This is a genomic window from Pantoea sp. F_5, assembly GCF_008631595.1.
Classification (GTDB): Bacteria; Pseudomonadota; Gammaproteobacteria; order Enterobacterales; family Enterobacteriaceae; genus Pantoea; species Pantoea gossypiicola.
This window is the reverse complement of the sequence record NZ_VWUO01000003.1, coordinates 265,651-286,689: the sequence shown is the minus strand read 5'-3', so window position 1 is coordinate 286,689 and position 21,039 is coordinate 265,651. Positions and strand designations below refer to the sequence as shown.

General features: G+C 51.6%; 20 protein-coding genes. 5 read left to right on the top strand and 15 right to left on the bottom strand.

Annotation, left to right across the window (positions count from 1 at the left end; translation table 11 throughout):
* The first annotated feature begins 12 nt into the window (after window positions 1–12).
* Complete coding sequence (locus F3I44_RS06015; protein WP_150014118.1) at window positions 13–933, top strand: LysR family transcriptional regulator; 921 nt, start codon at window positions 13–15, stop codon at window positions 931–933.
* Here F3I44_RS06015 and F3I44_RS06010 read toward each other — a convergent pair.
* The gene (locus F3I44_RS06010) at window positions 930–2,093 is read right to left on the bottom strand and encodes an MFS transporter (protein WP_150014120.1); all 1,164 of its coding nucleotides are present in this window, start codon (window positions 2,091–2,093) and stop codon (window positions 930–932) included. The genes F3I44_RS06015 and F3I44_RS06010 overlap by 4 nt on opposite strands.
* A 360-nt stretch (window positions 2,094–2,453) precedes the next feature.
* Here F3I44_RS06010 and F3I44_RS06005 point away from each other — a divergent pair, with 360 nt between their 5' ends.
* Window positions 2,454–3,080 (top strand): serine protease, encoded by a 627-nt coding sequence (locus F3I44_RS06005; RefSeq protein ID WP_150014122.1) that lies wholly within the window; start codon window positions 2,454–2,456, stop codon window positions 3,078–3,080.
* An 81-nt stretch (window positions 3,081–3,161) separates the two neighbouring features.
* Here the strand turns inward: F3I44_RS06005 and F3I44_RS06000 are convergent, their stop codons facing one another.
* The 11 genes from F3I44_RS06000 to xerD all read right to left on the bottom strand — a co-directional run bounded on the left by F3I44_RS06000 (window position 3,162) and on the right by xerD (window position 16,827).
* Window positions 3,162–3,674: a fimbrial protein gene (locus F3I44_RS06000; RefSeq protein WP_150014124.1), complete on the bottom strand. Its 513-nt coding sequence runs from the start codon at window positions 3,672–3,674 to the stop codon at window positions 3,162–3,164.
* Between the two features lie 14 nt (window positions 3,675–3,688).
* Complete coding sequence (locus F3I44_RS05995) at window positions 3,689–4,648, bottom strand: fimbrial protein (RefSeq protein ID WP_150014126.1); 960 nt, start codon at window positions 4,646–4,648, stop codon at window positions 3,689–3,691.
* Window positions 4,649–4,687: 39 nt separating this feature from the next.
* Window positions 4,688–7,294 (bottom strand): fimbria/pilus outer membrane usher protein, encoded by a 2,607-nt coding sequence (locus tag F3I44_RS05990; RefSeq protein ID WP_150014128.1) that lies wholly within the window; start codon window positions 7,292–7,294, stop codon window positions 4,688–4,690.
* Window positions 7,295–7,328: 34 nt separating this feature from the next.
* Entirely contained in the window at window positions 7,329–8,033 is a 705-nt protein-coding gene (locus F3I44_RS05985; RefSeq protein WP_150019345.1) for a molecular chaperone, read from the bottom strand.
* Between the two features lie 140 nt (window positions 8,034–8,173).
* Window positions 8,174–8,728 carry a fimbrial protein gene (locus F3I44_RS05980; RefSeq protein WP_150014132.1) on the bottom strand — a complete coding sequence of 185 codons (555 nt, stop codon included), beginning with the start codon at window positions 8,726–8,728 and terminating at the stop codon, window positions 8,174–8,176.
* A gap of 750 nt (window positions 8,729–9,478) precedes the next feature.
* Window positions 9,479–10,066 carry a LuxR C-terminal-related transcriptional regulator gene (locus tag F3I44_RS05975; protein WP_190286013.1) on the bottom strand — a complete coding sequence of 196 codons (588 nt, stop codon included), beginning with the start codon at window positions 10,064–10,066 and terminating at the stop codon, window positions 9,479–9,481.
* Window positions 10,067–10,611: 545 nt separating this feature from the next.
* A complete protein-coding gene (lysS, locus tag F3I44_RS05970; protein ID WP_150014136.1) occupies window positions 10,612–12,132 on the bottom strand; it encodes a lysine--tRNA ligase in 1,521 nt (506 codons plus the stop codon).
* 9 nt (window positions 12,133–12,141) lie between these two features.
* A protein-coding gene (gene prfB / locus F3I44_RS05965) for a peptide chain release factor 2 (protein ID WP_150014138.1) occupies window positions 12,142–13,240 on the bottom strand; the annotation gives its coding sequence in 2 pieces (ribosomal slippage) (window positions 12,142–13,164 and window positions 13,166–13,240; 1,098 coding nt in all).
* 218 nt (window positions 13,241–13,458) lie between these two features.
* Window positions 13,459–15,195 (bottom strand): single-stranded-DNA-specific exonuclease RecJ, encoded by a 1,737-nt coding sequence (gene recJ, locus F3I44_RS05960; RefSeq protein WP_150014140.1) that lies wholly within the window; start codon window positions 15,193–15,195, stop codon window positions 13,459–13,461.
* 3 nt (window positions 15,196–15,198) lie between these two features.
* Window positions 15,199–15,912, bottom strand: coding sequence for a bifunctional protein-disulfide isomerase/oxidoreductase DsbC (dsbC, locus tag F3I44_RS05955; protein WP_150014142.1), 714 nt, complete (start codon window positions 15,910–15,912; stop codon window positions 15,199–15,201).
* A 21-nt stretch (window positions 15,913–15,933) separates the two neighbouring features.
* Window positions 15,934–16,827: a site-specific tyrosine recombinase XerD gene (gene xerD / locus F3I44_RS05950; protein ID WP_150014144.1), complete on the bottom strand. Its 894-nt coding sequence runs from the start codon at window positions 16,825–16,827 to the stop codon at window positions 15,934–15,936.
* A 102-nt stretch (window positions 16,828–16,929) separates the two neighbouring features.
* Between xerD and fldB the strand changes: the two genes are divergently transcribed.
* Window positions 16,930–17,448 carry a flavodoxin FldB gene (gene fldB / locus F3I44_RS05945; protein ID WP_150014146.1) on the top strand — a complete coding sequence of 173 codons (519 nt, stop codon included), beginning with the start codon at window positions 16,930–16,932 and terminating at the stop codon, window positions 17,446–17,448.
* Between the two features lie 72 nt (window positions 17,449–17,520).
* Here the strand turns inward: fldB and F3I44_RS05940 are convergent, their stop codons facing one another.
* Complete coding sequence (locus F3I44_RS05940; RefSeq protein ID WP_150014148.1) at window positions 17,521–17,931, bottom strand: protein YgfX; 411 nt, start codon at window positions 17,929–17,931, stop codon at window positions 17,521–17,523.
* Window positions 17,906–18,172 (bottom strand): FAD assembly factor SdhE, encoded by a 267-nt coding sequence (gene sdhE / locus F3I44_RS05935; RefSeq protein WP_013358937.1) that lies wholly within the window; start codon window positions 18,170–18,172, stop codon window positions 17,906–17,908. Before sdhE ends, F3I44_RS05940 begins: the two co-directional genes overlap by 26 nt.
* Window positions 18,173–18,398: 226 nt before the next feature.
* Between sdhE and ygfZ the strand changes: the two genes are divergently transcribed.
* Window positions 18,399–19,385: a tRNA-modifying protein YgfZ gene (ygfZ, locus tag F3I44_RS05930; RefSeq protein WP_150014150.1), complete on the top strand. Its 987-nt coding sequence runs from the start codon at window positions 18,399–18,401 to the stop codon at window positions 19,383–19,385.
* Between the two features lie 51 nt (window positions 19,386–19,436).
* Here the strand turns inward: ygfZ and F3I44_RS05925 are convergent, their stop codons facing one another.
* Complete coding sequence (locus tag F3I44_RS05925) at window positions 19,437–20,102, bottom strand: hemolysin III family protein (RefSeq protein ID WP_150014152.1); 666 nt, start codon at window positions 20,100–20,102, stop codon at window positions 19,437–19,439.
* Between the two features lie 168 nt (window positions 20,103–20,270).
* On the opposite strand from F3I44_RS05925, the gene F3I44_RS05920 reads away from it, so the two are divergent.
* Window positions 20,271–20,990 (top strand): MurR/RpiR family transcriptional regulator, encoded by a 720-nt coding sequence (locus F3I44_RS05920; protein WP_150019343.1) that lies wholly within the window; start codon window positions 20,271–20,273, stop codon window positions 20,988–20,990.
* Window positions 20,991–21,039: the final 49 nt, after the last annotated feature.

Sequence of the window (21,039 nt, the reverse complement as noted above, 5' to 3'; positions counted from 1 at the left end):
TAGGAAGGCAGCGTGGCGAACATTAACTGGCGACATATTGAGATCTTTCATGCGGTGATGACCAGCGGCAACCTGACCCAGGCTGCTACGCTGCTGCATACCTCACAGCCGACCGTAAGCCGTGAGTTGGCGCGACTGGAGCAGCAGCTGGGATTAGCGCTCTTCGGGCGGGTACGCGGTCGCCTGCAACCGACCGTGCAGGGGTTACGTTTGTTTGAAGAGGTGCAGCGCTCCTGGTATGGGCTGGATCGCATTATGGAAGCGGCAGAAGGGTTGCGTCAGTTTCGTCAGGGTGAGCTGTCGATCGCCTGCCTGCCGGTTTTTTCGCAGTCGCTGCTGCCTCCGCTGTGTCAGCCCTTTTTACAGCGCTACCCGGATGTAAGCCTGAATGTGATTCCGCAGGAGTCGCCGCTGCTGGAGGAGTGGCTGTCAGCCCAGCGCTACGATATCGGCTTAACCGAAACCCAGCATGCTCCGGCCGGGACTGACCGCCTCGCCCTGCTGACCTGTGATGAAGTGTGCGTATTGCCGCAGCATCATCCTCTGAGTCAGCGTGCAGAACTGACGCCGCACGATTTTGCGGGCGAAAAATATGTGAGTCTGTCGCGCAGCGACAGCTATCGTCAGTTGCTGGATGCGCTGTTTCAGGAACAGGGCGTCGAACGGCGGCTGGTGATGGAGACGCACAGCGCCGCGTCGGTGTGCGCGATGGTCAGAGCGGGCGTGGGGGTCTCGATTGTGAATCCGCTGACGGCGCTGGATTACGCCGACAGCGGTGTGGTGATGCGAAAATTCAGCGTGACGGTGCCGTTTACCGTCAGCCTGGTGAGGCCGCAGCACCGCCCCGCGTCGGCACTGGTCGATGCTTTTGTCAGCCATCTGCAACAGCAGGTGGCTGACTTTCCTGCACGTATTGCCGCCCGCCTGGCTTAAGCGCGAACGCTGGCGGCTGCGCTGCCCGATTTACGGAAGGTAATCAGGCAGATCAGCAGGCCAATAACGGCCAGCGCAGCCGCGGCAACCGGCACGGCCGTCAGGCCAAAACCACGACCAATGACCGCCCCGCCGAACCAGGCACCCAGCGCATTACCGACGTTAAACGCTGAAATGTTCAGGGTTGAGACCAGGTTCGGGGCCTCTTTACCGTGACGGACCACATTGATCTGCAGACCCGGTACTGTCGCGAAAGTCGCCATCGCCCACAGGAACAGAGTGAGCTCCGCCAGCCACAGCGCATGGCTGGTCCAGCTGAACAGCAGCGAGAAGATGGCGATCAGAGAGAAGCTGAGGATCAGACTGAAGGAGACTTTCCAGTCGGCCAGTTTGCCGCCAAGGATATTACCCACCGTCAGGCCCGCGCCAATCAGGAACAGCGTCCAGCTGACACCCCGATCGCTGATGCCCGTTACCTCTAACAGAAGCGGCGCAATGTAACTGAACAGTGCAAACATCGCCGCGGCAAAGAACACCGTCATCAGCAGCGAGAGCCAGAGCTTCCCGTTGGCCAGCGCACCGATTTCACTCGCCAGATGAACCGGCTTCTCCTCTCTATTGTTGGGCAGACTCACAATCAGGGCGATAAACGCCAGCACGCCGATCACCGCTACGCCCCAGAACGTGGCGCGCCAGCCAAACATCTGTCCGAAGCTGGTTCCCAGCGGAACGCCCAGCACGTTAGCCAGAGTCAGCCCGGTAAACATCAGCGCCACAGCGGAAGCCTGACGACCCGCCGGCACCAGGCTGGCGGCAACCACCGCGCCAATACCAAAGAAAGCACCATGACAAAGCGCGGTGACGATTCGCGCCAGCATCAGCAGGTTATAGTTGTAAGCCAGCGCACACAGCAGATTGCCGACAATAAAGATCACCATCAGCAGAATCAGCGTTTTTTTGCGCGGCAGTCTGGCGGTGAGCATCGCCATTATCGGCGCTCCTATCGCCACTCCCAGCGCATAGCCGCTGATCAGCCAGCCCGCCGACGGAATCGACACCTGAAGGTCACGCGCCACCTCCGGCAGCAACCCCATAATGACAAATTCGGTAGTTCCGATGGCGAACGCACTTAACGCCAGCGCCATTAATGCTACAGGCATAACACTCTCCCGGTTTTATTTGCAGGTGAACCGCACAGACGCACAGCCCCTCGACGCCTATTAGAATTTGATCTGCGTCACATTGAGTATTACAGCACAGCGCTGATTTGCGACATAGCCTGCATGCAGCAAAGGATTATTGCCGCCACCGCAATAATCCTGCCGCTCAGGGGAAAAATCTTTCGCCTCCGGCCTGAAGGCAAAGCCTGCACAGGCCCAATATCCCACGGTCAGGTTGTCATTTTTCGTTAACCGGTTACGCTTTTTAATGCGGAATTAGTTAATAAATCTTTAACGTTGCCGATATATACATAATCAATTGCCAGGTGATGTAATCAACTTCTGACGCAGGGAGAGAGAATGCAACGACTCATAGCCTTAATGGTTTTTGGCTTAACCGGTTGCTCGGTAGGTCATTATGAGTACAGTAAAGAAGCTGAAAAACGGGTTGATATGACCGTGACCGGCATTCCCACCGTGCTGGGTTTTGGCACGCTTGGAACTACTATCCCGCTGACGCCGGAGTACAGCCTGACCGCCGCGCACGTGGCGAAGTTTTCACTTTACCGCGTCAAAGCCTGGCATCCGCAATGCGATCTGGCGGTGGTCTACCACAAAAACAGCGAAATAAACCTGCCACCCAGCTTCCGCAACAGTCATATCGGCGACCAGGTAAATCTCTACGGTTACAGTTTCATTTCGGCCATGCCGGTCAGCTCGAGCGGGCAGAATCTGATTAATACCACGCTGGCAAACCGCTGGAATAAGCCGGACTGCGTCGTCGTGGCGGCGAATGCAGGTGTGGTGAAAGGCATGTCAGGCGGTGCGGTTTATAACGCCTCTGACGATACGCTGGCGGGGGTAATTGTGGGCTACAGCAATAACATCGATGACAATGTCACCGGTAAGACGCTCTACAAGAACGTTGCGCTCTATGTGCCCTATTCGCGATTCCAGGCCTGGCTGGATCAGGCGATTAAGTCCTGAGATACGAGTGACGACATTATTTGAAAAAACAGGACGTACTACGCCCTGCTTTAAGCACTAAAACCTTCTGTCCGCACAATGCTATTCATAAGTTAACGAAAAAGTCACGCTGCCATCCGCGGATCCGGCCGTCACGTTTGATGCAGTCGAGACATAGGCAGCGCTAAAATTTAGCGTGTTGTCCGCGTTAGCAGTCAGCGTGACAGCGTTACTTACCTTATTTACTGCAATTTGTTTGCCCTGATAATCATAAAGTGCAATCCCCAGGCCAGTTGCACCACCGCTTGCAACAGCCACCAGATCGCTGTTTGTCGAGTCGCCCGTTCCGGTAAATGTTACCGACACGCTGGAAGCGTCCGCACCACAATCGACCAGTTTAATATCGAAAGGTACAGATGGACTTGCTGCACCTGTCTGCGAAAAGGTACTGGTGGCGATCATTCCCATCGGAACAGTCAGTTTCGATGAAGCTGTGTCGACTTCGCAGGTATTTGAGGAAATATTGCCATTAATGTTGACCGTTACTTCACTGGCACTCAGGGCACTTCCGGAAACGAGGATAGCTATTAATGCAAATATTCTGTTAAGTATCATTAACCGGCTCCTGACTACTCGTAACTAATATTGAGCGTGGCAATCGTATTTGCGGTTCCCGCCGTAATTTTCGAGAGCGTTTGAATATAACGAGCAGAAAAAGTATACGTGGTCGCCCCACCTGCAACAGACGTTCCCAATACCACATCGCTGTTGAGTGCCAGCGGAGTTCCGTTGTAGAGAACCTGCACGCCGATACCACTCGAAACGCCTGTGCTGCCCGCGCTGGTTAGCGCCAGCACGCTGCTATCAGTCGAGTCGGCACTTTGTGTACCGCTCATGTTGACATTAACGTTGGTACCAGCATCACATTCGAGATTGACATTAAAATCTTTGGCTCCGGATGTAGAACCAATACCGCTGAAATTACGTGACGGCACATTACCCAGATCTACGTTCAGATTATCGGATGAAGACAGGCTACATCCAAGTGCTGTAACCTGAACGGCTCCAGACAAGACGATTTCGGCAAGTGTTTGTGGTGTAGCATCCTCTTCCATCTGCACATTGTATTTACCAATAGATTGCGGCTGAATGGTACCAGAGACTGTTTTCTCACCAGACTTATAAAGCTCAACAACAACGCTCATTCCCGCGGTACCCCACATCCAGCCAATTCCTCCCGGCACATTAGTAAAAGTATGAGGCCAAAGAAAAGTGTCACTACTGGCGCTCAGCTTATAGCTGATGCCCTCAACACCGGTTGGGCAGGTGTCAGTCTCGCATGAGAAAAGGAAACCTAACGTGCCGGATGATGTGGTTAAAAATGATTTTAATCCGGTATAGACCGTCTGCGTCGATAGCACAGTTCCTACTGGTGCATCTTTCATTACAGTTACAGCCGGAAAAGTTATTGTAACAGTGCCTACCCCTCCCGCAGGGACTACATTTGTTAATGCTGCCTGAGAGACGTGAGGAAATAAAAGCATCTGGAAATACAATAATGAAGTAAAATAATTAATTAATTTTTTCATTTAATATCCTTGTCAGCGCCCGTCTATTATTAGCCAGACTCAGTTACAACGGGCCTTCAGATAAACAATATCCTGCTGCGTTTTTGTTTGTGGCAGTTGATATGGAATTCTGCAGCGACTGTTTGCCGATGTCCCCCACACCGCTTCCAGCATTCCTGAGGGTTGCAGCCCGGAAAGATAAACCTGTCCGCTATCCCCCACGATTCCGGTGCTCTCTTCATCACCTTCCTGCATCACCACAACAGTGGTTCCGAACGGTAACGGCTTGCCATTATTCGTCAGGGTAATCAGGGCGCGCTGACCGATGTGGGTTTTAAACTCCGCCCTCACTAATGCACCCGCGGTCGGCACCACTGAAACCACTGAGTTATCAATCTCGCTATCCGCTGCAAGAGAATTTACGTCCAGACTGATACGATTAAGGCGATAGTTAGTGACATAAGGCACCACGGTGTAGCCGCGCCAGTCGGTTCGCACACCGGTTTTATTCTGAATGGCCGCATCTTTAACGCCCGGCGCTTTCACCAGAACGTTGGTTTTACCTAAAGGTTGAGAAAGTGTCAGACCATCCTGATGGAGCACCATACCGCCCTGCACACCGTAGTTCACACGGTGAGTATCCTGGCTGGAGCTATATCCCGCATTAACCTGTCCATAGCGACCGTAGTAATCAAGATTGAGACTACCGGTACTGCCATTGCCACGGTTAACAGTGCCCATCTGCATGTTATATGACAGGTTTTTATCAGCCAGCATGGTGCCGTATAACCCAGCCGTATTCGTCATATTCCCTTCTCCATCATTATAAAGACCGTACGTAGCCTTCATTGAGTCGAGGTTACTGTTGCTGGCTCGGTTTCCTGATAACCACTTGCCTATAGGCAATGAAACAGAGAAGTTAAAGACGCGATCGGCTTCGCTGCTCCAGGTATTTTTGTTATAGCTGTAATTCAGGTTATAGCTGACGTCTTTTACCATGCCGGTAAAACCAAGCTGCAGCAGACGCGTCTTGCCGTCCGTATTCCAGTAGCTTTGATCGCTACCGCTGGCATAGACTGAATAGTTACGCCCCAACTGTTGAGTCAGCGAAAGCTGAACACGGCTACGTTTATTATTATAAAGGTTGTAATAGCCGGAATAGTCGAGATTGCCATCACTGTCGTGTGTCACGCCGCCTGACATATTTTCGCGCGTGGTTTCCGCCAGCGTATAAAAACCGCGGGTTGAATAACGATAGCCTAATAGTTCAAAGCGAGTGCCTAGTTCATTTAGCGATTTAGCATAGAGAAAACGGAAAGACTGCCCGCTATGACGAGTGCCATCGGCAATCTTACTATTAGCCTGCGTCGCATCTATCGAAATTGCACCAAGAAAGCCAAGGTTTTTACCTGCACCGGCTGTGAAAGCAAGATAACGCTCTGCAACCTGACTGCCACCATAAAGTGTTATCCCGTTTCGCCACCCCCAGAGTAGTGACGCCTGAGTCATATATGGCTCTGACTGATTTCCATCCGTACTCCGGAAACGTCCGGCCATGATGGAATAATTCAGATGCCCTTCACGCTGAAGTTTTGGCACTGAAGCAAAAGGCACTGTATAAGTGCGAACGTTGCCATTTTTCTCTTTTACAGTGACCTCGATATCGCCGCTGGAGCCGGTAGGATAGAGATCGTTAATCTCAAACGGACCGGAAGGCACGTAAGACTGATAAATAACGTTGCCGTTCTGCCTGAGTGTAACCTGCGAATCGCCATTAGCAATGCCGCGAATGACAGGCGCAAAACCGCGCAAGCTGTCAGGCTGCATTGACTCATCAGTGGCAAGTGTGATCCCTCGAACGCTAACAGAGTCAAAAATTTCGGATGAGGTATAAGTATCACCGACTGTCAGTTGAGAATCCCACGGAATGATGGCGCGCTGCAGATAAGTCTGCATATGGTTCCAGTCTCGCGTCGCATCTCCATAACGGGATTTTGAGTAGGTAAAACTGGACTGATCGTACAGACGCCATGATCCGACGTTAAGACCACTATTCAGACGTAAAAAATAGCTGTCATTTTTAGTGTCATCACCACGGGAATTGGAACCAGTGAATGCGTAACTTAACAGTGCGGCAGGGATACCCTCATCCCACTGGGAAGGAGGAATATATCCGCGCGCATTACGGTTCATCATCGCCTGAGGTATTTTCAGATCGAGTCGTAAATGCTCCACATCAAAATCGGCACTGGACTCAGGAATATATCGTGCAATATCGACGCATTTTGCATGACGTTCAACTTCATTTTTAATCAGTTTTTCCAGTGATTCGATATTTATATTGAAGTCACGCAGCTTTTCCATATTCAGACAAGGACTAAGTTCAGAAGGTGCATTAGTGCGTTCTTTTTCAAAAAAATTAATATTTCGTGCACCAACAGCCGTTCCATTGACATAAACATCAACATGGTAACTGCCAGGCGCGGCGCTTAGGCCTTTATTGAAACGCGCTAAATCGGCAACATCTTCCGGGTTATCTGATAAAAAAGAGGGATCAAAGTTATATTCTCCCGCAGAGCCTACCCCTGAGTAACAGGATAAAAAAACCAGAACAGCGATTCTTTTTATTTTTGATTTTGTTAACTTTCGAAAATCGTAAAAGTGCACAATTGCCCCCTGGCCATTCCATGCCAAACGAAAATTAATTTATATTAGCAGAGCGTACTGGCATGGTAGCACCATAATCATTAATCGCCTGAAAGCTGATTGTATTACTACCATGTAAATCAACATTTAGCGGCTCCGACGATTTGGGGGCTATCATCTGCGCAAACTTCTTATCGCCTGATTTAATATTGACAAGGTTAACATAGTAAGGCGTAGGGTTTTTTACTGTCAGCACGTTACCGACACGAGAAAACGTCAGTTCTTTATAAGCAGTCATAGGATCACCCTGAAGGTTAACAGGCCGATAAAAAAGCTTAATCCTCGACTGTATTGCTAGCTGCAATGCATTTTTCTGCTCGCTGTCAGTATCCTTTTGACGTGATGGAATGGCCTTGACATTCAACCAGTACACGGTTTCACGGTCAGTAGCGAGATATTTATTTACTGACATAACCCTCAATATATTTTCTCTTTTCTGCTTAATCAGGAAAAGAGGAGGCGTCACTAAAAAGTCACTGGTAACTTTACCCTCCTTGTCTTCTACCCAGGACTTGATTAAAAATACATTTTTATCATCTGTATTATTGATGGAAAGTGAAGCCTGTTTATTTTGAGATGAAAAAATCAGGCGTGTTGCTCCCAGCCCTACACCACCAGCCTGAGCGACAGAAAAGCAAACAGATAGCACCAGACTCAGCAATGTTATAAATATTTTATAGTTTTTAGACAAACTAAGCATGTTAGCTCCCTGACATAATTAGCGTAAAACGACCGTTGGGTTTTGATATTTTTATTTTTTCCAAGTATGAAAATCCCTGAAAATAAAATCTTTACTCAGAAAAAAAGCCCGGAGTGCCCCCCGGACTTTTAAGTGATAAATTAGTTGTAAACCATATTGAAGGTAGCAGTAGCGTCACCGTTACCTGCTGTAATGGTATCAGCCACACCCACATATACTGCGTTGAAGCTCAGGGTGTTCGAACCATCAACCAGAGTTTGCGCGGTAGTCGTTGTTGCAGGTGTATTCAGCGTCACAACCTTGCTAGCCTGATCATACATGCGGATACCCACACCTGAAGCAGCATCAGTACCTTCACCCGCCTGCAGAGCATTGGTGTAACCACTTGCTGCTGTACCGGTGAAATAAGTCGCCGCAGTTGTACTTACAGTGGTATCACAGTTTTCCAGTCCAATAGTGAACGGAATGCGGGTAGACGCTTCAGTATCTTTCTTCAAATCAGCTACACGCACCTGACCCATCTGTACAGTTTGTTTAGTCGAGTTAGCATCAACTGCACAGGCAGCGTTAACAACGTCACCTTCAAATTTTATTGTACCACCTACAACAGTAGTAGTGGCAGCCTGTGCCATAGAAGCAGACAGTACCAGACCGAGACCCATAGCAGTTACAATAGCTTTTAAATTGAAGTTCATTTACATCATCCTTAAATTAAATTGACTACACGTGTTGTATAAATGTTTACCTAACCCATTCTGTTATCGGACTAAGGAAAAACATTTATCTTTATTGAAAAAACCCAGAAGCGTTACCAGCACGCTCTGACCGCGCTATTTATACAACCAAATAAAAAAATGAAAAGCAGAGAACTTATAGGAAAAATCCAAATCGGCATAAGAAGGAATGCCAGCCCCAGTATCAAATGATAACAAAACTAAAAAAAGAATAGATAATTCATTTGAGTGCGCAGTAAAGATGCGTAACACACCTGCTGACATTTTTAAGAATTTTCACTCAGGGAGATATGTGCCTTAGTTTATTGAATGTGCAATTAAAAAAACAACGCTATTCCTTAATCGAATTTCACTCTTGCTGGCATTCAGTCGTTGACCGGATCATTAGCCCTAGTGTTTAAATAAAAAAGAACAAGCGTTGTCAAACCACAATGAATATGAAAAAATTTAGATTTCCAGTTGTTAAACTGGATTGCAAACCAACTATTCTGTTTTTTGATAAAAGAATGAAATCAGAACACAACAGTGGGCATTTTAGTCGCTTTTATCTACGACAAACGCATCACCAGGCGGGGATTAGGCAACAGAGGAGAAAGGATGAGTATGATGCACTATGGGGATTACAGCTCAGCCTTTGGGTTATTAACAATCGCAGCTTGTTATGTTAGTGCCAGGGCTGAGCAAAAATCTGATTAAAATAAAACCCTACAATTAATGATAAAAATAGTTAATCATTTTGTAAAATTCTATTTTATTTCTACATTTCCATTTTGACATTATCTTTCGCTTAAGATAACTGATGTTTTTACTATTGCACTGAAAATAAATGGCAATTTTTTTACTAGGTATGCCATTGTAAAGCATATAGCAATAACGTCTCTCTTTAGTGGTAAGAAACAAGGAGCGCATTGTATAGTCATCTTTAACTGATTTAACTGATTTAACTGATTTAACTGATTTAACTGATTTAACTGATTTAACTGATTTAACTGAATCATTTAACAGAATGGCGTCATTTATTATTGCAGAATAGGAAAGCAAGCTCATTTTGCTGGACACAACCTCTATCGTGTCCATACCAGAAAAAGTTTTTAATACCTCATACATGTCATCGGGAACTATGGCGACGCTCTTTTTTTTACTGCGCTTATAATTTGCATCAATCCTCATCAATTCCAGCAGTGTCACACGTTTTATCGTAATAGTAATGGCTCTGCCAGTCAGCATACTATTCGCCAGCGCCTGCGCACCGAATAAAAGCATCTCGTCGTCACCAAGAATGAACCAGTCGTAGCTCATTATAATTACCCCTGTTAAATACATGCTGCCATAAATAGAGAATAGCGTGAATTTTTATCGGGAAAATGATAATGAGATAAACAGACAGGGCTTAATCTTAACGTGCTTTAACATTTAAAACATGCAACCTAAAATTACAGATATTATTACTTTAACGATAAAAAAAAGCTCATCACTTAAATACCTTTATTTTTAATGATAATTAACAACAGGTTACTGAAGCAGCTTCATGCAATTTTTCACATTCAATTGGTTCGAGAACTGTTTTTTTTAAAATTAATTATTAAATTACCATTTAAACAATTCTATTTACCGGGCAAGTATTCCTTTCAAAAAGAACGAAACTTTGCTTATGAAGTCTTTTTTAGGATAACTGTTTGCTACTCAATCCCTTTAGTTACATTGCCACGCGATATCGTATGGTCGTTACAGATATAAAAAAGCTGCACCCTAATCAGCCTGAAACAGACCTTTGAGGTGCAGCTTTATCCTGTGCTCAGGGCAGGATATTACTTACTTACTTACTTACTTACTTACTTACTTACTTACTTACTGCCTGGACGCAGTGCCGGGAACAGAATGACATCGCGGATAGTATGGCTGTTGGTGAACAGCATCACCATGCGGTCAATACCGATGCCCAGACCGGCAGTTGGCGGCAGACCATGTTCCAGCGCGGTGACATAGTCTTCGTCATAGAACATCGCTTCGTCATCACCCGCATCTTTGGCATTCACCTGCTGCAGGAAACGCTCAGCCTGATCTTCCGCATCGTTTAGCTCGGAGAAACCGTTACCGATTTCACGACCGCCAATGAAGAACTCAAAGCGATCGGTGATTTCCGGGTTCTCGTCATTGCGACGGGCCAGCGGCGAGACTTCAGCCGGATATTCGGTAATAAAGGTCGGCTGAATCAGATGCGCTTCTGCCGTCTCTTCAAAGATCTCGGTTACGACACGGCCCAGACCCCAGCTCTTCTCCACTTTGATGTGCAGGGATTGTGCAATCGCCACGGCTTTATCGAAGTCTTCCAGATCGGCCAGATCCGTTTCCGGACGGTATTTCTTGATCGCTTCACGCATGGTCAGTTTTTCAAACGGCTTGCCGAAATCAAACTCTTGCTCGCCGTAAGGCACTACGGTGCTGCCCAGCACGTCCTGCGCCAGCGTACGGAACAGGCTTTCGGTCAGCTCGATCAGATCTTTGTAATCCGCATAGGCCATATAGAGTTCCATCATGGTGAACTCAGGGTTATGACGTGGCGAAATACCTTCGTTACGGAAGTTACGGTTGATCTCGAACACGCGATCGAAGCCACCCACCACCAGACGCTTCAGATAAAGCTCTGGCGCAATACGCAGATACATGTCGATATCCAGCGCATTGTGATGAGTGATAAACGGACGCGCAGACGCGCCGCCCGGGATCACCTGCATCATCGGGGTTTCCACTTCCATAAAGTCGCGGCCCACCATGAACTGGCGAATGCCAGCCATGATCTGCGAACGAATTTTGAAGGTGTTGCGAGACTCTTCGTTGGCGATGAGATCAAGGTAACGCTGACGGTAACGGGTTTCCTGATCGGCCAGGCCGTGGAACTTGTCCGGCAACGGACGCAGGGCTTTGGTCAGCAGGCGCAGTTCAGAACAGTGAATCGACAGTTCGCCGGTTTTGGTTTTAAACAGCTTGCCGCGCGCGCCGAGGATATCGCCGAGATCCCACTTTTTGAACTGCTCATTGTAGATCCCTTCCGCCAGGTCATCACGCGAAACGTACAGCTGAATGCGGCCACCCACATCCTGCAGGGTCACGAAAGAGGCTTTACCCATGATGCGACGGGTCATCATACGGCCAGCAACACTCACTTCGATGCCGAGATCTTCAAGCTCTTCGTTGCTCTTCTCGCCATAGCTGGCGTGCAGCTGGTCAGAGAGGCTGTCACGACGGAAATCGTTAGGAAACGCCACGCCATTTGCACGCAGCACGCTCAGCTTTTCGCGACGCGTTTTCAGTTCGTTATTTAACTCAACGGCGGCATCAGCGCTCTGCGGTTGTTGTTCAGACATGTCGGTTCCTTATAACCCTGCTTTTAAACTAGCTTCAATGAATCGATCCAGATCGCCGTCCAGCACCGCCTGGGTGTTACGCGTCTCTACGCCGGTGCGCAGATCTTTGATGCGTGCATCATCGAGAACGTAAGAACGGATCTGACTTCCCCAGCCGATATCGGACTTATTGTCCTCCAGCGCCTGTTTCTCAGCATTTTTCTTCTGCATCTCAAGCTCGTACAGCTTCGCCTTCATCTGCTTCATCGCCTGATCTTTGTTCTTGTGCTGAGAACGGTCATTCTGACACTGGGTGACGGTACCGGTTGGAATATGGGTAATACGCACCGCTGATTCTGTCCGGTTAACGTGCTGACCGCCCGCACCTGACGCGCGATAGACGTCAATACGCAGATCGGCCGGGTTGATGTCGATATCAATATCGTCATCCACTTCCGGATAGATAAAGGCGGAACTGAACGAGGTGTGACGTCGGCCGCCGGAATCGAACGGGCTCTTACGCACCAGGCGATGAACGCCCGTTTCGGTGCGTAACCAGCCAAAGGCGTAGTCGCCTGATACGCGAATGGTCACAGATTTGATGCCCGCAACTTCACCTTCAGACTCTTCGATAATTTCGGTTTTGAAGCCTTTCGCTTCCGCCCAACGCAGATACATACGCATCAGCATGCTGGCCCAGTCCTGCGCTTCGGTGCCGCCCGAACCCGCCTGCAGGTCGATGTAGCAGTCGGCGCTGTCATATTCGCCAGAGAACATGCGGCGGAATTCCAGCTCGCCCAGCTTGCCCTCAAGGACATCCAGCTCAATAACGGCTTCGTTGAAGGTCTCTTCGTCTTCCGCTTCTACGGCCAGTTCAAGCAGACCCTGCACATCTTCCAGGCCCTGCGACATCTGATCCAGCGTCTGCACGATCGCTTCCAGCGAGGCGCGCTCTTTGCCCAGCGCCTGAGCACGCTCAGGTTCGTTCCAGACATCGGGCTGTTCCAGCTCGGCGTTTACTTCTTCGAGGCGTTCTTTCTTGGCATCGTAGTCAAAGATACCCCCGAAGAACGTCGCTGCGCTCACTGAGGTCCTGAATACGGTTTTTGACCGGGTTGATTTCAAACATGGCTTTAGCGTCTTTCTTATGTTCGATGGGACAGGAAAATTAACGCACAAGTTTACCCGAAACTGGCGGCAGATTGTAGCGCTGAGACAGCGGGCGGATGCCGGGGTTGCGTGAGGCGTCGCATTTATGTGACATCCTCGCGCGCAGCAGCTTAACGCCGGAGATAATCAGACTGTCGCGCATCTGCCATGGCAGGCGATGCGCGCACCCTGTCTGAATCAGTTGAGCGGCCAGATATGGTCGATGATCAGCTGCACCGAGCGATTACCGCGATACTCATTAATATCCAGCTTATAAGCCAGTTCGACCTGACGAATACTGCTGTCGGGCCAGAGCGTGGTATCGACATTAAAGGCGATACCGTCGATCAGCGGACCGCCATCCAGCGGCTCGACCATCACTTTCAGATGCCGCTCGCCCACCAGCCGCTGTTGCAGCAGCTTAAATTTGCCGTCAAACGCAGGTTCCGGGAAGGCCTGGCCCCAGGGACCCGCTTCGCGCAGCATCTCTGCGGTCTGCAGCGAAAACTCCTGCGGCTGTAACGCGCCATCAGACCAGATGATGCCCTGCAGGGCTTCGCCATCCAGCCACTCTCCGACCAGGTCGGCAAAGCGCTGACGAAACTCCTCGTAGCGTGCGGTTTCCAGTGATAAACCGGCCGCCATGGCGTGACCACCGAACTTCAGCATCAGGCCGGGATTCAGCGTGTCCAGGCGCTCCAGCGCATCGCGCAGATGCAGACCGGCAATCGAGCGGCCCGAGCCTTTCAACGTGCCGTCGCCCGCGGGCGCAAAGGCAATGACCGGACGATGGAAACGCTCTTTCAGACGAGAGGCGAGAATGCCCACCACGCCCTGATGCCATTCGGGATGATAGAAGGCCAGTCCCAGCGGCAGATCGCTCTGTTCACGCTCCAGCGCCTGACACAGCGCCAGCGCTTCACTCTGCATGCCCTGCTCTATCTCTTTGCGCGTCTGGTTCAGCGCATCCAGCTCACTGGCCAGCATGCGCGCCTGGCTAAGATCGTCGGTCATTAACAGCGCCACGCCCACCGACATATCGTCGAGGCGGCCTGCGGCGTTGAGCCGTGGCCCCAGCGCAAAGCCGAGATCGCTGGCCGCCAGTTGACGGGCATCGCGATTCGCAATTTCCAGCAGCGCCCGGATGCCTGGCCGACATTTTCCGGCCCGGATGCGGCTGAGCCCCTGCCACACCAGAATGCGGTTATTAACGTCGAGCGGCACCACATCAGCAACCGTGCCGAGCGCGACCAGATCCAGCATCTCTGCCAGATTCGGTTCAGTGCGGGTAGCGCCAAACCAGCCCTGGATACGCAGATGGGCGCGCAGCGCCAGCATCAGATAGAACGCAACGCCCACGCCCGCCAGCGCGCGTGAAGGAAAGTTGCAGTCCGGCAGATTGGGATTCACGATCGCCTCAGCGGCCGGCAGGGTTTCGCCCGGCAGGTGGTGGTCGGTAATCAGCACCGGAATACCGTGCTGATGCGCGCACTCTACACCGGCATGAGAGGAGATGCCGTTATCGACCGTCAGAATCATTGCGGCACCACGCGCGCGCGCCTGCTCAACCACTTCCGGACTGAGGCCATAACCATCTTCAAAGCGGTTAGGCACCAGATACTGCACGTTGCCGCCGCCCATGCTGCGCAGCGCCATGACCGTCAGTGCGGTACTGGTGGCACCATCGGCATCAAAGTCGCCCACTACCATAATGCGACGCCCATCCAGCAGCGCCTGATGCAGCAGTTCCACGGCGCTTTCAATCCCGCTTAAGGACTGATAGGGCAGCAGGTTTTTTGCACCGCGCTCCAGCTCCGCAGCGTCACATACGCCGCGTTGCAGATAAAGTCGTTTCAGCAGCGGCGGCAGCGTGGCCGGTAGCGCATCGTCAACCGTTACCTCACGGCGACGGAGTTCTACATCCTGTTTTACCACCGATTAACCACCACGCTTCTGATTGTCCAGCACCTGCTTCAGCTCCTGCGGCGACTGATAACCCGGTATCATCATGCCGGTGTCGGTCAGCATTGCAGGAGTGCCCTGAATGCCGAACAGCACGCCCAGTTTGTAGTGCTGAGCAATATCAATTTTGCAGCTGTCCGGCGCGGCCATCTTCGGCGCATTACCTTTCATCGCCTCGTCGAACACTTTATTACGGTCAGCGCTGCACCAGATCGCTTTCATCGCCGGTGCGATCTGACCATTCAGCCCTTCACGCGGAAACGCCAGGTAGCGCACGGTAATGCCCAGCGCATTGTAGTCCGCCATCTGCTCGTGCAGCTTGTGACAGTAGCCACAGGTGATATCGGTGAAGACCGTGATCACGTGCTGCTCTTTTGGCGCTTTGTAGACGATCATCTCCGGCACCAGCGCCTCGACTTTTTTGTCCAGCAACTGATTGGTGACGTTAACGGGCTGTTTGCCGCTGACATCATAGAGCGGGCCCTGGATCATATGTTTGCCGTCGTCTGTAACATACAGCACACCGCTTTCAGACAGCACGGTTTTAAAACCTGGCAGCGGTGACGGGCTGATCTCCGTCTGGTTCAGACCGAGCTTTTTAAGGGATTGCTGAATGGCGCTGTCATCGGCATGGGCCAGACCGGAAAAGGCGCTGGCTAACAGGGCCAGCATGGCAAAATGCTTGTTCATTTTTATCCTTATGGCCGCGAATCAGGCTCGCGGATGATGTTGTTGATGTAACTGACGCAGGCGCTCAGTAGCGACGTGCGTATAAATCTGGGTGGTGGAGAGATCGCTATGTCCCAGCAACATCTGTACGACACGCAGATCCGCGCCGTGGTTCAGCAGATGGGTCGCAAAGGCGTGGCGCATGACATGCGGCGACAATTTCTCGCTATCAATACCCGCCAGTGTGGCGTAGTGCTTAATTCGATGCCAGAAGGTCTGGCGCGTCATCTGCTGCGCCCGGTTGCTGGGAAACATTACGTCCAGCGTCTGCCCGTTGAGCAGCCACGGACGACCATGTTCCATATATTGCTCCAGCCAGTAAACCGCTTCTTCACCTAACGGGACAAGCCGCTCTTTATCCCCTTTACCGATAACCCGGACCACCCCCTGTCGCAGGCTGATGTCGCTGAGCGTCAGGCCAGTCAGTTCAGACACGCGCAGGCCGGTGGCATAGAGCACTTCCAGCATCGCTTTGTCGCGCAGCTCTAACGGGATGTTGGTATCCGGTGCCTGCAACAGCCGCTCAACCTGGGCTTCGCTAAGATCTTTGGGCAGACGCTGGGGCAGTTTTGGTGCGGACAGCAGCGCGCTGGGATCGTCCGGGCGCAGCTTTTCGCGATAAAGATACTGGAACAGGCGACGCATGGCGCTGAGCAGCCGCGCTGAGCTGGTCGCCTTGTAGCCCCCCTCCAGCCGTTCAGCCAGGAACTGCTGCAGATCCAGTGGCGTCACGCTGAGCAGCGTCAGCTGATGATGCGCCAGCCAGCCGGTCAGCGTCTGAAGATCCTGACGATAAGAGGAGAGGGTGTTCTGCGCCAGATTGCGTTCAATCCAGAGCGCATCAAGAAACTGTTCTGTCAGATCGCTGTCCTGCACGTTATCTCCGCCGTCTGGTGTAAAATCATGCTCATTATGCCTGATTCAGCAGCGCTTCTGGTACAATTGCGCCAAAGTCAGTATTTACAGAGTGTTATCTGCATGAAAATCGGTCTTTTTTACGGTTCCAGTACCTGTTACACCGAAATCGTAGCGGAGAAAATTCGCGATTTTATTGGCGAAGAGTTAGTGACGCTGCATAACGTCAAAGATGACGACCCGCACCTGATGGAGCAGTACGATTTGCTGATCATGGGCATCCCGACCTGGGATTTCGGTGAGTTGCAGGAGGACTGGGAGGCGATCTGGACGCAGCTGCCCGCGCTGAATCTGCAAAACAAGATTGTCGCGCTCTATGGCATGGGCGATCAGATTGGCTATGGCGAGTGGTTTTTAGATGCGCTTGGCATGCTGCACGATTTGCTGCAGCCAATGGGCGTGCGTTTTGTCGGCTACTGGCCGCTTGAGGGCTATGAGTTTACCAGCCCGAAACCGCTGACTGCTGATGGTTCGCAGTTTGTGGGTCTGGCGCTGGATGATGTGAATCAGTTCGAGGTCACCGACGAGCGCGTTGAGCAGTGGTGCGAGCAGGTGCTGACCGAAACCGCCGCGCTGCTCTGACTGATCAGGCGCGTTGGTTTGCAGTTGTCGAACCGATGCGCCAGCAGATGATGATTGCCTTGCCTGCTGCCGTTAATGCCGCGCCTTACTGAAACAGCAGGCGCGTAACGCCCGCCATTCGGCAGGCTGCATATTGTCCCGCATCAGCCACCAGCGCAGCGTGGCACCCTGTTCGCTCGTCGCTACCAGCAGCACGCCAATCGGCAACCAGCGCAGCGGCTGGGTTGGCCGCCAGCGTTTTCCCTGCCAGATCCAGCAATGAACGCTTTCCCGCTGCAATGTGCCGTGTCGCCGAATCAATCGCCGGTAACAACGCCAGCCCTCAGCCAGCATCAGCAGAATAACCGGCGTTTTAATCAACCAGCCGCTCACAGGCAGCGTCATCAGCATCACACCGGGAACGGCAGCCATCAGCCAGGCGCACAGACATCCGCATGCCAGGCGAGAGGGGCGCAGCTTACATTGCCACCGGGCCGCGATCATGGTTACGCTGCTGGATCAGTTTTACCATCCGCTTAAGCTCCGGATCGGCGGGTTCACCGTGGTTCATCAGCCAGTTAAACAGATCGGGATCGTCACTCTTCAACAGGGCAACAAAGACCTGCTTATCGGTGTCGTTCAGCGTGTCATACTCAAATTTGAAGAACGGCATAATCGCCACATCCAGTTCCAGCATGCCACGACGGCAGGCCCACTGAATACGTGATTTATCATTAATATCCATGCATCAATTTCCACAAGTCACAACGTGGCCGCTAGTGTAACCTGGTTTACTGTGGCTCGCAGGCACAGTGTCGCAGGCTGTGCAACCTGCCACATTTCAGAGCGCATGTTTTCAGGGGTATCACGCCTTTTGTGCGCCGTTTTCCGTAAACAGGTTGCATTGCCAGTCGGCTCTTTTAACATTGAAGACAATATTCCGGATGAACCTTCTTACACAGGATATCTCCATGCCCACTTTTACTTTACCGCCGCGCCAGCCTGCCGCGTCGTCTCGTCTGCCGTTAACCCTGATGTCACTGGATAGCTGGGCGCTGGTCTCCGTTACCGGGGCCGACAGCACCGCTTACCTGCAGGGTCAGTTAACGCTGGATGTCGCGGCGCTGGATGCTGACCACCATTCGCCCGCCGCTCACTGCGATGCCAAAGGCAAAATGTGGAGCAACCTGCGCCTGTTCCATCGCGGCGAAGGCTATGCCTATCTGATTCGCCGTGAACTGCGCGACACCCAGCTTACCGAGTTGAAGAAATACGCGGTGTTTTCGAAAGTGACGATGGCGGCTGACGACGAGTCTGTGCTGCTGGGCGTAGCCGGTTTTCAGGCGCGTGCCGCGCTGACCAATCTGTTTGATAGCCTGCCCGACAGCGAGAAACCGGTGGTACAGCAGGGCGAAACGACGCTGCTATGGTTTGCCCATCCAGCCGAGCGCTTTCTGATTGTCACTTCGCTGTCTCAGGCAGAAGCGCTGAAGCAGAAGCTCAACGATGATGCACAGTTCAATGACGGTCAGCAGTGGCTGGCGCTGGATATTGAAGCGGGAATTCCGGTGATCGATCCGGCCACCAGCGTGCAGTTTATTCCCCAGGCCACCAACCTGCAGGCGCTGGATGCCATCAGCTTTAAAAAGGGCTGCTATGCCGGTCAGGAGATGGTCGCCAGGGCGAAATATCGCGGTGCCAATAAACGCGCCCTTTACTGGCTGGCGGGTCAGGCAAGTCATCTGCCCGAAGCGAATGCCTCGCTGGAGTTACAGATGGGTGAACGCTGGCGTCGCACCGGCAGCGTGCTGGCTGCAGTGCAGTTAGATGATGGCGTCAGCTGGATTCAGGTGGTGCTGAATAACGATCTGGAGCCGGATAGCGTGCTGCGGGTTGAAGGTGATGAAGGCGGCCATCTGACCATTCAGCCGCTGCCCTACTCACTGGATGAGAACTGATTCCACCGAATGGCCCTTCCGTTAAGGGAAGGGCCAGTGCTGCAATTCAGATCAACGCACATACAAGTAGATGGCGCAGAAGTGGCAGAGACTGCCGCCCAGCACGAATAAGTGCCAGATGGCATGGTTATAGGGAATGCGGCGCGCCACGTAGAAGATCACGCCCAGCGAATAGATAATTCCGCCTGCGGCCAGCAGCCAGATGCAGCCCGCTGGCAGGATCATCGCCAGCTGATAAACAACAATCAGCGACAGCCACCCCATACAGAGATAGGTCACCAGCGACAGCGCTTTGAAGCGATGCGCAATTGTGAGCTTGAACAGAATACCGGCCAGCGCCAGACCCCAGATCACCGCCATTAATCCATACGCCAGCGGCGTTCTTAACCCGACCAGCAGAAACGGCGTATAGGTGCCGGCAATCAGCAGATAGATGGCGCAGTGATCCAGCTTTTTCAGCCAGGGTCTGGCCGGTCCATCCGGCACCGCATGATAGAGTGTCGAGGCCAGAAACAGCAGGATCATGCTGCCGCCATAGAGGCTGTAGCTGGCAAAGGTCAGGGCGTCCGCCTGATGTTCGATGGCCTGATAGAGCATCAGCACCAGTCCGACGATGCCGAACAGACAGCCCAGACCATGACTGATACTGTTGGCAATTTCTTCGCCGAACCACTCGTCTGCGGCGTGTCGTTGTTTTTGAGAAAGTGTGGAGGTCATAAGTGTGTCCTGAACAGCGTAATCGCAGTGATAATATTCTCCAGACGGGATGATAACGATTTCAGTGTACACCTGTACGCTAAAATTATCTGATGAATTTCACTATCCGTTAAACCGGTTGCTGAATCTGGTAAACTGACTGCCGGTCAACTGTTCAATGAGTCATCCATGTTTTCGCATCGCGATCTTGCCCGCCTTAACGATCTGGAAATGCAGGTCTATCAGTTCATCATTAAGCACCGCGAAGGCGTCAGCTACATGACGATCCGCGAGCTGGCTGCGCAGGCTGGTGTCTCCACCACCACCGTGCTGCGCTTCTGCCGCAAGATGGACTGCGAAGGCTGGTCGGAATTTCGTATCCGCCTGCGCTTAAGCGAACAACAGAGCGCGCCGCTGCTCAACACGGCGGGCGTCAGCGAAATGCTGAGCTTTTTTAAGAGCATTAATAACCCGGAATTTGAACAACTCATTGCCCAGGCAGCGCAGAAGATTAATCAGGCGGAGCGAATTTTCTTTATTGGCGTCGGCACCTCCGGCAGCCTGGCAAAATATGGCGCGCGTTTTTTCTCAAACCTCGGTAAATTCAGCCATGCGATTGACGATCCCTATTATCCGGTTGCACCCGATCTCTATGAAAATGCTATTGCCATTATTTTATCGGTCTCAGGCGAAACCGAAGAGATCCTGCGCATTGCCAGCCAGTTTAGTCTGAATAAGTGCAAAATCATCGCGATAACCAATACGGAAAGCTGTTCGCTGGCGAAAATTGGTGATTTCAACCTCTGCTATCACGTGCCGATTATCCGCATGGCGGACAATACCGATATTACGACGCAGGTGCCAGTGACCTATATTATTGAAGCTATAGGCCGCCAGCTGGGGAAATAAAACAGCCTGTTTTTCAGATGTAACAAACGCCATTTTTTGCGCGATGTTA

What these genes read in the sequence shown, in the direction of transcription:
- F3I44_RS05975 (WP_190286013.1), bottom strand. Translation starts at nt 10,066, where the DNA reads ATGAGCTACGACTGGTTCATTCTTGGTGACGACGAGATGCTTTTATTC.
- lysS (WP_150014136.1), bottom strand. Translation starts at nt 12,132, where the DNA reads ATGTCTGAACAACAACCGCAGAGCGCTGATGCCGCCGTTGAGTTAAAT.
- fldB (WP_150014146.1), top strand. Translation starts at nt 16,930, where the DNA reads ATGAAAATCGGTCTTTTTTACGGTTCCAGTACCTGTTACACCGAAATC.
- sdhE (WP_013358937.1), bottom strand. Translation starts at nt 18,172, where the DNA reads ATGGATATTAATGATAAATCACGTATTCAGTGGGCCTGCCGTCGTGGC.
- F3I44_RS06000 (WP_150014124.1), bottom strand. Translation starts at nt 3,674, where the DNA reads ATGATACTTAACAGAATATTTGCATTAATAGCTATCCTCGTTTCCGGA.
- F3I44_RS05980 (WP_150014132.1), bottom strand. Translation starts at nt 8,728, where the DNA reads ATGAACTTCAATTTAAAAGCTATTGTAACTGCTATGGGTCTCGGTCTG.
- F3I44_RS06005 (WP_150014122.1), top strand. Translation starts at nt 2,454, where the DNA reads ATGCAACGACTCATAGCCTTAATGGTTTTTGGCTTAACCGGTTGCTCG.
- F3I44_RS05940 (WP_150014148.1), bottom strand. Translation starts at nt 17,931, where the DNA reads ATGATCGCGGCCCGGTGGCAATGTAAGCTGCGCCCCTCTCGCCTGGCA.
- ygfZ (WP_150014150.1), top strand. Translation starts at nt 18,399, where the DNA reads ATGCCCACTTTTACTTTACCGCCGCGCCAGCCTGCCGCGTCGTCTCGT.
- F3I44_RS05925 (WP_150014152.1), bottom strand. Translation starts at nt 20,102, where the DNA reads ATGACCTCCACACTTTCTCAAAAACAACGACACGCCGCAGACGAGTGG.
- dsbC (WP_150014142.1), bottom strand. Translation starts at nt 15,912, where the DNA reads ATGAACAAGCATTTTGCCATGCTGGCCCTGTTAGCCAGCGCCTTTTCC.
- F3I44_RS05995 (WP_150014126.1), bottom strand. Translation starts at nt 4,648, where the DNA reads ATGAAAAAATTAATTAATTATTTTACTTCATTATTGTATTTCCAGATG.
- F3I44_RS06010 (WP_150014120.1), bottom strand. Translation starts at nt 2,093, where the DNA reads ATGCCTGTAGCATTAATGGCGCTGGCGTTAAGTGCGTTCGCCATCGGA.
- F3I44_RS05920 (WP_150019343.1), top strand. Translation starts at nt 20,271, where the DNA reads ATGTTTTCGCATCGCGATCTTGCCCGCCTTAACGATCTGGAAATGCAG.
- F3I44_RS05985 (WP_150019345.1), bottom strand. Translation starts at nt 8,033, where the DNA reads ATGCTTAGTTTGTCTAAAAACTATAAAATATTTATAACATTGCTGAGT.